At 68.9% G+C, this 7953-nt stretch carries 10 protein-coding genes and 1 pseudogene; 6 read left to right on the forward strand and 5 right to left on the reverse strand.

Annotated elements, in window-relative coordinates; all coding sequences use genetic code 11:
* Positions 1 to 184: 184 nt before the first annotated feature.
* From AOK24_RS21300 to AOK24_RS21305, 3 genes are read left to right on the forward strand one after another with little or no spacing between them, the layout of a single operon-like run.
* Positions 185 to 1039 (forward strand): helix-turn-helix domain-containing protein, encoded by an 855-nt coding sequence (locus tag AOK24_RS21300; protein ID WP_055721656.1) that lies wholly within the window; start codon positions 185 to 187, stop codon positions 1037 to 1039.
* A gap of 2 nt (positions 1040 to 1041) precedes the next feature.
* The gene (locus AOK24_RS46150; RefSeq protein WP_079056921.1) at positions 1042 to 1218 is read left to right on the forward strand and encodes a DUF397 domain-containing protein; all 177 of its coding nucleotides are present in this window, start codon (positions 1042 to 1044) and stop codon (positions 1216 to 1218) included.
* Positions 1215 to 2090, forward strand: a complete 876-nt coding sequence (locus AOK24_RS21305) for an amidohydrolase family protein (RefSeq protein WP_055721657.1) — start codon at positions 1215 to 1217, stop codon at positions 2088 to 2090. The genes AOK24_RS46150 and AOK24_RS21305 overlap by 4 nt, the downstream gene beginning before the upstream one ends.
* A 4-nt stretch (positions 2091 to 2094) precedes the next feature.
* Here AOK24_RS21305 and mnmA read toward each other — a convergent pair whose 3' ends face one another.
* Positions 2095 to 3216, reverse strand: coding sequence for a tRNA 2-thiouridine(34) synthase MnmA (gene mnmA, locus AOK24_RS21310; protein WP_055721658.1), 1122 nt, complete (start codon positions 3214 to 3216; stop codon positions 2095 to 2097).
* Between the two features lie 86 nt (positions 3217 to 3302).
* On the opposite strand from mnmA, the gene AOK24_RS21315 reads away from it, so the two are divergent.
* Positions 3303 to 3977: an N-acetylmuramoyl-L-alanine amidase gene (locus tag AOK24_RS21315; RefSeq protein ID WP_055721659.1), complete on the forward strand. Its 675-nt coding sequence runs from the start codon at positions 3303 to 3305 to the stop codon at positions 3975 to 3977.
* 73 nt (positions 3978 to 4050) lie between these two features.
* Here the strand turns inward: AOK24_RS21315 and AOK24_RS21320 are convergent, their stop codons facing one another.
* Positions 4051 to 5220 (reverse strand): cysteine desulfurase family protein, encoded by a 1170-nt coding sequence (locus AOK24_RS21320; protein ID WP_055721660.1) that lies wholly within the window; start codon positions 5218 to 5220, stop codon positions 4051 to 4053.
* A gap of 178 nt (positions 5221 to 5398) precedes the next feature.
* On the opposite strand from AOK24_RS21320, the pseudogene AOK24_RS46155 reads away from it, so the two are divergent.
* Positions 5399 to 5925 (forward strand): annotated as a pseudogene (locus AOK24_RS46155) (transposase family protein); the annotation flags it as partial.
* A gap of 19 nt (positions 5926 to 5944) precedes the next feature.
* On the opposite strand, the gene AOK24_RS21325 reads toward AOK24_RS46155, so the two are convergent.
* The 3 genes from AOK24_RS21325 to AOK24_RS49270 form a co-directional block, all read right to left on the reverse strand.
* Positions 5945 to 6271: a hypothetical protein gene (locus tag AOK24_RS21325; protein WP_055721661.1), complete on the reverse strand. Its 327-nt coding sequence runs from the start codon at positions 6269 to 6271 to the stop codon at positions 5945 to 5947.
* 219 nt (positions 6272 to 6490) lie between these two features.
* Positions 6491 to 6766 carry a hypothetical protein gene (locus AOK24_RS50905; RefSeq protein WP_055721662.1) on the reverse strand — a complete coding sequence of 92 codons (276 nt, stop codon included), beginning with the start codon at positions 6764 to 6766 and terminating at the stop codon, positions 6491 to 6493.
* On the reverse strand, positions 6766 to 6942 hold the full coding sequence (locus tag AOK24_RS49270) for a hypothetical protein (protein WP_165854455.1): 177 nt from the start codon (positions 6940 to 6942) through the stop codon (positions 6766 to 6768). Before AOK24_RS49270 ends, AOK24_RS50905 begins: the two co-directional genes overlap by 1 nt.
* A gap of 127 nt (positions 6943 to 7069) precedes the next feature.
* Between AOK24_RS49270 and AOK24_RS21335 the strand changes: the two genes are divergently transcribed.
* Entirely contained in the window at positions 7070 to 7696 is a 627-nt protein-coding gene (locus tag AOK24_RS21335) for a TetR family transcriptional regulator (RefSeq protein WP_055721663.1), read from the forward strand.
* Positions 7697 to 7953: the final 257 nt, after the last annotated feature.

Raw genomic sequence — 7953 nt, forward strand, 5'->3', positions numbered from 1 at the left:
GGGGAGGGGTTCGAGGGTGGGGATGTCCATGCGGGCCTCCGGGGACGGGTGAGTGATGCGCCTCACAACATAAAGGGAACTTTTCTAACGGTGCTACCTGGTCACACGAAAGGGTTATTTATTGGCGTTTGCTGGACGGGGCCGGAAAGGGGTCGACACACTGTGCGGCGACCAAGGAGGTTCCATGGCACCGCGCCAGTCCCCGACGATCCTTCAGCGCCGATTCGGTGTGGAACTCAAGCGTTTGCGCGAGGCGGCCAACATGTCCGTCCCCATAGCTGCCGAGCACCTCGGGACGGACCGCACCGTCATCTCCAACGTGGAGGCGGGGAGGTTCGGCATCAGCGAAGAACGGTTGCGGCGACTCGCAACCATTTACCAGTGCGACAACGACGCGCTCATCGAAACGTTGGCAGCCATGACAGGCGGCCGAAAGTCCGGTTGGTGGGAGGAGTACCGCGGCAAGCTCCCTCCGACCTTCCTGGACGTGTCGGCGCTGGAGGACTTCGCGGTACGACTGCGGACGGTGCAAGTCGCCCATCTTCCTGGCCTGTTCCACACCGAGGACCACTGCCGCGCCATTTTCGAGCTCGTCGTGCCGCCTCTGCCCCGATTGGAACTCGAACTACGGGTCGCCCACCGGTTGGGGCGTCAGCAGGTGATCACCGGGAACAACCCCACCCCGTACGTGGGCTACATCCACGAGACCGCCCTCCGGATGCAGATCGGCGGCCGGGACACCACTCGCGCACAGCTCCGGTATCTCGTGGAGGCCAGTCAGCGCCCGAATGTGAGCCTCCGGGTGATCCCGTTCGCGGTCGGCGGGTTCCCGCTGTTCGGAGACGCTTCGGTGCTGTACGCGGACGGGCCCAACCTCCACCTCGACACAGTCCAGTTGGACACCCCGACCGGTGGCATGTTCGTCGACTCCCCCACACAGCTGGCCAACTTCCGCAAGAAGCTCACCCTGGTCGATAAGGTGGCGCTGAACAGCACGAAGTCGAGAGACTTCATCCGCACCATCGCAAGGGAACTCTGAGAGTGGCACAGACGTCCGGCCCCCGCTGGATCAAGTCGTCGTACACCGGAGACGGCGGCAACAATTGCGTCGAGGTCGCCGTCCTCGACCGTCACATCGCCGTACGCGACAGCAAGGTCCCCAGCCGGACGTTCACCCTCAGCCGGAACGCGTTCACCACCCTCGTGAGGTCCCTGTGACCCCGGAAGCCGAGCAGATACGCGCCTTCTGGCACCACCTCGACCTCCCCGGACTCATCGACGTCCACACCCACTTCATGCCCGCCCGCGTCCTCCACAAAGTGTGGGAGTACTTCGACTCCGCCGGCCCCCTCACCGGCCGGGACTGGCCCATCACCTACCGCGTCGAAGAAGCCGAACGCACCGCCCTCCTGCGGGACTTCGGTGTCCGTGCCTTCACCGCGATGCTCTACCCGCACAAGCCCGGGATGGCCCGCTGGCTGAACGGGTGGGCCGCGGACTTCGCCGGGCGTACGCCCGACTGCCTGCACACCGCGACCCTTTTCCCGGAGCCCGACGTCGAGTTGTACGTCCGGGAGGCGGTCGAGGCGGGTGCGCGGGTGTTCAAGGCGCATGTGCAAGTGGGGAGTTACGACCCCGCCGACGAACTTCTCGACCCGGTATGGGGGTTGCTCGCCGAGGCCGGTGTGCCGATCGTCATCCACTGCGGGTCGGGGCCCACGCCGGGCAAGCACACAGGGCCCGAGCCGATCGAACAGGTCCTCGCGCGGCACCCCCGACTCCGGCTGATCATCGCGCACATGGGGATGCCGGAGTACGGGGAGTTCCTGGACCTCGCCGCGCGGTACCCGGAAGTGCGGCTGGACACGACGATCACGTTCACCGACTTCGCCGAGTCGTTCATGCCGCACCCGCCGGACGTCGTACCCCGGCTCGCCGACCTCGGTGACCGCATTCTCCTGGGCACGGACTTCCCGAACATCCCGTACCCGTACCTGCACCAGCTCCAGGCACTGGAGAGGCTGGGGCTGGGCAGGGAGTGGCTACGGGGTGTGTTCCACGACAACGCGGCGGCGTTGTTCGGGGTCTGACCCGTCAGGCGTTCGCGGTCTCGCGCCGCGTGGTCGTCGCGATCGTGGCCGAGCCGACGACCCGCGTCCCGTCGTAGAGGACGATCGCCTGACCGGGGGCCACGCCCCGTACGGGCTCGGTGAACGCGACCTGGAGTTCCCCGGCGACCAGTTCCGCCGTGACCTCCGTCTCGCCGCCGTGCGCGCGCAGCTGGGCCGTGTAGACCGCAGCCCCGACGGGAACCGTCCCGCACCAGCGCGGCTTGATGGCGGTGAGGGCCGTCACGTCGAGGGCCTCGGCCGGGCCGACCGTCACCGTGTTGTTGACCGGCGAGATGTCCAGGACGTAGCGCGGCTTGCCGTCGGCAGCCGGCGTACCGATGCGCAGCCCCTTGCGCTGGCCGATCGTGAAGCCGTACGCGCCCTCGTGGGTGCCGAGCTTCGTGCCGGACTCGTCGACGATGTCGCCCTCGGCCTTGCCGAGACGGTTCGCCAGGAAGCCCTGGGTGTCGCCGTCGGCGATGAAGCAGATGTCGTGGGAGTCGGGCTTCTTGGCGACGGCGAGGCCACGGCGTTCGGCTTCGGCGCGGATCTCGTCCTTCGTCGTCACCGTGTCGCCGAGGGGGAACAGCGCGTGCGCGAGCTGCTTCTCGTCGAGGACGCCGAGGACGTACGACTGGTCCTTCGCCATGTCGCTCGCGCGGTGCAGTTCGCGTGTGCCGTCCTCGCCGACGACGACCTTCGCGTAGTGGCCCGTGCACACCGCGTCGAAGCCGAGGGCGAGGGCCTTGTCGAGGAGGGCGGCGAACTTGATCTTCTCGTTGCAGCGCAGGCAGGGGTTGGGGGTGCGGCCGGCCTCGTACTCGGCGACGAAGTCCTCGACCACGTCCTCACGGAAGCGGTCCGCGAGGTCCCAGACGTAGAACGGGATGCCGATCACGTCCGCCGCGCGGCGCGCGTCGCGGGAGTCCTCGATCGTGCAACAGCCTCGCGCGCCCGTGCGGAACGATTGCGGGTTCGCCGAGAGGGCGAGGTGGACACCGGTCACGTCGTGGCCGGCTTCCGCTGCTCGGGCAGCGGCAACAGCGGAATCGACCCCGCCGGACATGGCGGCGAGGACTCGGAGGGGGCGCGCGGTCTCAGTCATAGCCCCTCCAGGGTACGGGGCGCCGGGAACCCGGGCTCACGGATAAGCGTTGGGGATCATGTGGGGGCAGTGCGAGGAGGGGTTCCATGGGGTCGAGACAGCGGGAAGGCGAGCGGCGCATCGGGCGGCGGGCGCTGATCTTCGGGGGTGTGGCGGCGGCGGTCGGGGGTACGGCCGTGGTCGCGCGGGACGATCTGTCGCGGCTGTGGTGGAAGCTGCCCGGGAACCAGCGGCCCCGCGTCGAGGGCGCCGTCGACTTCGCGGGCGCGCGGTGGGTGGAGGCGTCCGACGCGAACTTCCGGTGGGCGGACCGGCCCGACGACTACGACGTCGACATGATCGTCGTCCACGTCACCCAGGGGGACTTCGCCAGCGCCGTGCAGGCGTTCCAGGACCCCGGGCACCTGGCCGCCGCGCACTACATCGTCGGGCAGGACGGCCGGATCGCCCAGATGATCCGCGAGCTGGACGTCGCGTACCACGCGGGGAACCGCTCGTACAACGAGCGCAGCATCGGGATCGAGCACGAGGGGTTCGTGGACCGGCCGGAGGACTTCACGGACGCGATGTACGCCGCTTCCGCCCGGCTCGCGGCGGGGGTGTGCGTGCGGTACGGGATTCCGGTGGACCGGGAGCACATCATCGGGCATGTGGAGGTGCCGGGGACGGACCATACGGACCCCGGGGAGCACTGGGACTGGGACCGGTACATGAAGCTCGTCGCGGAGGCGAAGGAGGCGTTGTCCAAGGCGGAGGCGTGAGGGCAGGGGTACGCGGGGAGGGGTGCGCACACGAAGGCCGGCGCGCGCATCCCCGTAAGGCTACGTCGTGGGGCTACGTCAGCCCCGCCGCCCTCGCGCGTTCCACCGCCGGGCCGATCGCCTTGGCGACCGCCTCGATGTCGGCCTCCGTGGAGGTGTGGCCCAGGGAGAAGCGGAGGGTTCCTCGCGCCAGGTCCGGGTCCGTGCCCACCGCGAGCAGGACGTGGCTCGGCTGGGCCACACCCGCCGTACAGGCGGAGCCCGTCGAGCACTCGATGCCCTGCGCGTCCAGGAGCAGGAGCAGGGAGTCGCCCTCGCAGCCCGGGAACGTGAAGTGCGCGTTCGCCGGGAGGCGGCCCTCCGGGGACGGGTCGCCGCCGAGGATCGCGTCCGGGACCGCCGTACGGACCGACTCGACGAGGGTGTCCCTCAGGGCGCCGATCCTCCTCGCGAACAACTCCCTGTTCCGCGCCGCGTGTTGGCCCGCCACCGCGAACGACGCGATCGCCGGGGTGTCCAACGTGCCCGATCTGACGTGGCGTTCCTGGCCGCCGCCGTGCAGGACCGGTACGGGGGTGTACTCGCGGCCCAGCAGGAGCGCGCCGATGCCGTACGGGCCGCCGATCTTGTGGCCCGAGACCGTCATCGCGGCGAGGCCCGACTCCGTGAAGTCCAGGGGGAGTTGGCCGTACGCCTGGACCGCGTCGGCGTGCAGGGGGATGCCGTACTCGCCTGCGACCGCCGCGAGTTCGCGGATCGGCATGACCGTGCCGATCTCGTTGTTCGCCCACATGACCGTGGTGAGGGCCACGTCCTCGGGGTTCCTCTCGATCGCCTCCCGGAGGGCGTCGGGGTGGACCCTTCCGTACGCGTCCACCGGGAGGTACTCGACCGTCGCGCCCTCGTGGTCCGCCAGCCAGTCGACCGCGTCCAGCACGGCGTGGTGCTCCACGGGGCTGGCGAGTACGCGGGTCTTCTGCGGATCCGCGTCCCTCCTCGCCCAGTACAGCCCCTTCACCGCGAGGTTGTCCGCCTCCGTGCCGCCCGATGTGAAGACGACCTCACTGGGGCGGGCTCCGAGGGACTCCGCCAGGGTTTCCCTCGCCTCCTCGACCGTACGACGGGCTCTGCGGCCCGCCGCGTGCAGGGCTGAGGCGTTGCCGGTGACTCCCAGGTGCGCGGTCAGTGCCTCTGCCGCCTGGGGGAGCATCGGGGTGGTTGCGGCGTGGTCGAGGTAGGCCATGGTTCAGCGATTGTACGGGCCTGGGGGTGGGGTGTACGGGTGCGGGTCCATGGTGGGCCGAGGTAGGTGCGTGTCGCATACCTGCGCGTGCGGGGCGCCGCTGCGCCCACCCGTGCCACCCCCAGGCAGTGTCCGGCGGATTATGCGACTGCCCGGTCAGGTGCTCGTTGGTGTGGTCATGGGGCGGGGAGATCTGACGAATCGCGAGTGGTCGCTCGTGGAGCCGCATCTGCCGCCTTCCGGCAGGCGGGGGGCCGGTGGAACGATACGGCTGCTGGAGATCCGTCTACGAGAGGCATCGCCGCTGGTCGGCGGACGGCACCTGGGACCTCCTGCCGTGCCTGTCAGCACGCGGCCGGAGCCCGCAAGGCCACACCGCGTGTTCCGGGAAAAGGACGACGCCCCGGTACCACCGCCCCGACGAGGGGCTTGGGCGGTTCCGGGGCGGACTGACCTGCAAGATTCACCTCGCCGGGGAAGGCGGCTGCCGCCCGATGGCTCTCCTGATCACTCCCGGCCAGTGGGGCGATGCCCCGCGGATGGCCGAAGTCCTGGACCGGATCCGCCGAAAAGACCTACCGGTGTCGCAACGAGGTCAAGCGGACCATCGACCGCCTCACGAACTCCCGGGCTGTCGCAACCTGTTACGACAGACGAGCCTGTGTCTTTCACGGCACCGTCACCGCAGCGGCAGTCCGCCTCTGGCCCAAGCCGGGACCGGCCTTCAGAATCCCGGGACGGGGAGGAAGCCCGGCCACCACGGGGGCACGCCGCTGGGGCACAGGGGAGTGCCGGCGCCCTCCCAGAAGGTCGAGACGGCGCACCAGACGACACCGAGGAGCGCCACCGCGAGGGCCAGGGCATGGAGAAGGGGACGGTTTCCCAGAAGGGCACCCACCGCGACCCAGGCCAGCAGCAGGACCGTCCAGAAGCCCGGGATGAACAGCCACAGCAGGAAACCGCTGTTGGCCGCGTTGTTCACCCCCACGTCGCAGGCGGTCCACGACCTGCCCAGGAGCAGGGCAGTGGATACCGCGAGCAGCAGAGCCACCGCCGCCCCGGGCCACCCATGCAGCCGCCGACTCCCCACAGGCCCCCCGTTCGCCGTCCGCTGCGGAAAGCACCGGATCTGCACCGCTCAGCACTGCCGCACACCCGGTCCCCTGGCGTTGATCAAGAGCGAACGGGCGCTCCCGGATCCTAGTGATCACATGACCCGCCGGACAGCGCCTAGCGGCACGACTGCCCGCTGCTGGGGGGTGGGGTGGGGTTAGAAGCTCCAGGAGATTGATGCGTCTGCCTGCATGAAGGCGAAGAGGACTATCAGGTCCGCTATGCCCAGAGTTAGGCCCAGGAGGGCTCGGCCTTGGCGGGTTGTGCCTCGGAGTAGGGAGATCGTTGCCAGGGCTATGGCTATGGGGCCCAGGAAGAGGTTGAGGACCAGGAGGCCTACCAGGCCCAGGATGAATGACGCTACCGCCATGCCGTCCGGGTCTCGGGGGGTGGACTGGGACGTGGGGGTGGGGGCTGCTGTGAGGCGGAGCATCAGGCTTCCCTTCGGGGGCCGGTGGTGCGGCGGCGGGTCGTACGTTCGCGGATCGCGAAGATCGCCAGCCAGGCCGCTATCACCGTTGCCGCTATCAGCGTGACGCTCAGCGGGGCGTGCGCCACCGTGCCCATGGCTACGCCGAGCAGCAGGAGCGCGGCTACCAGGAACAACATCGGGGGATCCCTTCGCGAGGCTCGTTACAGGTGAGTGAACAGTTGTGGGTACAGTTGTTCACTGACTTGGGAGTCTAGTCCCTGTGGCCGGCTTTGCGATTACGGAGAACAGTTGTTAACTGGAGAGATGAGTCACACCGTGGGCGTCCGCCAGGCACAGAAGCAGAAGACCCGGCAGGCCTTTCTGGACGCCGCGCTCGAGTTGCTGGAGGAGCAGAGCCTCAGCAGCTTGGGGCTCCGCGAGGTGACGCGGGCCGTGGGTGTGGCGCCGACCGCCTTCTATCGGCACTTCCGGTCCATCCCCGACCTCGGGGTCGCCCTCGTCGAGCAGGCGCTCGGGAGTCTGCATCCGATGATCCGTACGACCGTCATCGCCACGGATGATCCCGAGCAGCGGATCGCCCGGGCGATGGAGTTGATCGACGGGCATGTGTCGGCTCACCCGGCGCATGTGCGGTTCATCGCTCGTGAGCGGCATGGGGGGGTTCAGCCTGTTCGGGAGGCCATCCGTGCGCAACTCGCTCGGTTCGCCGAGGAGGTTCGGGATGAGTTGGCGAAGGATTCCGAGGCGGGGGGGTGGAGTGAGGGGGATCTGTTGATGCTGGCCCAGTTGTATGTGGATCAGATGCTGATCGTCGCCTCGTTGTTCCTGGAGACGTTGGATGCGGCTGCCGAGGAGCGGGCAGTGGTTGTGGATCGGGTTGCTCGGCAGATGCGGTTGATCAGTATCGGGCGGTTGCATTGGAATGCGTAGTGGGGGGCTGGGGACGCGGGTGAGTGCGGCGCCGTTGTGGCTGGTCGCGCNNATACAGCCCCGCGCCCCTAAGGGACGTCGGTGCGCAGGGGGTTTTGATGCTCAAGCCCTGCGGTTCCTCAAGCAGGCAGTGCTGTTGCAACTCCGCTGCTCAGCCTTGCTGTTGCGCCTGCTGACCCTGCCCCGCGCCACCCGGGCCGCCGCCGCAACCGCCGCCGCCCTGCCCGCCCCGGTCTCGTATACACTTCTCCCCGCCC

The sequence above is a fragment of the Streptomyces niveiscabiei genome (genome assembly GCF_001419795.1).
Classification (GTDB): domain Bacteria; phylum Actinomycetota; class Actinomycetes; order Streptomycetales; family Streptomycetaceae; genus Streptomyces; species Streptomyces niveiscabiei.